This window comes from Clostridium aciditolerans, from assembly GCF_016316925.1.
GTDB classification, from domain to species: domain Bacteria; phylum Bacillota; class Clostridia; order Clostridiales; family Clostridiaceae; genus Clostridium_AM; species Clostridium_AM aciditolerans.
Genome location: NZ_JAEEGB010000070.1, coordinates 1 through 1,549, shown reverse-complemented (window position 1 = coordinate 1,549; position 1,549 = coordinate 1). Strand labels below are relative to the sequence as shown.

Here is a 1,549-nt window from a genome sequence, read left to right as displayed (position 1 = left end):
CAGCTTATATAGTTTCTCATATTTACTTAACTTTGTCAAGAACTTTTTTTAAATTCTTTTTGTTAAGCTTAGCTGCTCTTGACAGCTTCATTATAATATCATACAAGTTAGCTTGTTGTCAACACATTTTTGACTAACTTTTTTAACTTGTTTGCCGCTCACTCAAGCGACGAATGTTATCTTATCATGATTCATTGTATAAAACATTTGTTATAATCATTATTTTATAAGATTAATACAGTAATTCTTTATTATCCTCACATATACTCAATATTTAAGTTATTGATACACCTGATTCAGTTTATTGGACAAAATCGATTATATATTAAAAAGGGGCTGTCTTAAAATATTAGTTTATGCGTATATGAACAATATTTTCTCAAGCAGAAAGATAGAGCAGGCTTGCAGAAGAGATATTAATTTCATTTGGCTTCTATAAGGCCGAAAGGCCTTGGATTACAATATAGTTGCAAGATTTAGAACCGAAAGACTTGCTGAAATTAAAGCAACTAATAAAAGGGAAGGTCCCTTCGAATGATTTTTCAATCATTTTGAGACATCCCCTTTACATTATTCGTTTACTATTTCTACAGTATACTTTTCTCTTAACTCGCCATTAAGTTGTGAGTATTTGAATGTTTGTCTTTGTTGTAATAAAGTATTCTTTATCATACCTTCTACTTCGTTAAATTGCTTAGCTTTACTTTCAATTTTTTCTTCTACCTTTATTAGGTGATAACCAAATTGAGTCTTTACAGGCTCGCTTACTACTCCTATTTCAAGGTTAAATGCTGCTTCTTCAAATTCTGGAACCATTTGACCTCTTGAAAAACTTCCAAGATTACCTCCCTGATCTTTTGATGGGCATGATGAATATTTTTGAGCAGCTTCTTCAAATGATAACCCAGCATTTATTTCACTTATTATTTCTTCTGCTTTTTCTTTTGTTTCAACTAGTATATGTTTAGCACTTACCATTTCTGGCTCAACAAACATTTGTTGATTAGCATTATAATAATCTGTTACCTCTGAATCAGTAACAGTTACCTGTGCCATTACCTTTGATATTGCAGTCTGAGTCAATATTTCTTTTTTAGCTCTTTCTAATAAATCAACATATTCTTTCTCATTTTCCATACCAGAATCTTTTGCATAGTTATAAATTAGTTCAAAAGATATCATTTCTTCTAGTAACTGTTTTTTTCCATTATATGTATTTAAATATCCTTGTCTTTCTCTAGGGAATCTCATTATAGCACCTTGTAAATCCCCTTCTGTTATCTTTGCACCATTTACAACTGCCAATACTTTATTTTCCATAACTTTTCTCCTTAATTTGTAATTTATTTAACATTATCAATTATGACATAACTTTGATTATTTTTCTATAATTGTATACAAAATAATTGTTTTTTACAACGAAAGTAAGTCTTTTTTCACGTACTCATTTCTGAAGCTCTTTTAAACATCCCTTAATGACCATCCTGTTTCAATGTACAAAAAAACCCTAGTTTTTAAAACTAGGGTTTTGGTGGCCAGACCAGGAATC

1 protein-coding gene and 1 pseudogene are annotated in these 1,549 nt (G+C 30.1%); one reads left to right on the top strand and one right to left on the bottom strand.

The window, feature by feature from the left end:
- Positions 1–340: 340 nt before the first annotated feature.
- Positions 341–433 (top strand): annotated as a pseudogene (locus I6U51_RS24535) (transposase); the annotation flags it as partial.
- Positions 434–570: 137 nt separating this feature from the next.
- Here I6U51_RS24535 and I6U51_RS24530 read toward each other — a convergent pair.
- Positions 571–1,320, bottom strand: coding sequence for a peptidylprolyl isomerase (locus tag I6U51_RS24530; protein ID WP_211145164.1), 750 nt, complete (start codon positions 1,318–1,320; stop codon positions 571–573).
- Positions 1,321–1,549: the final 229 nt, after the last annotated feature.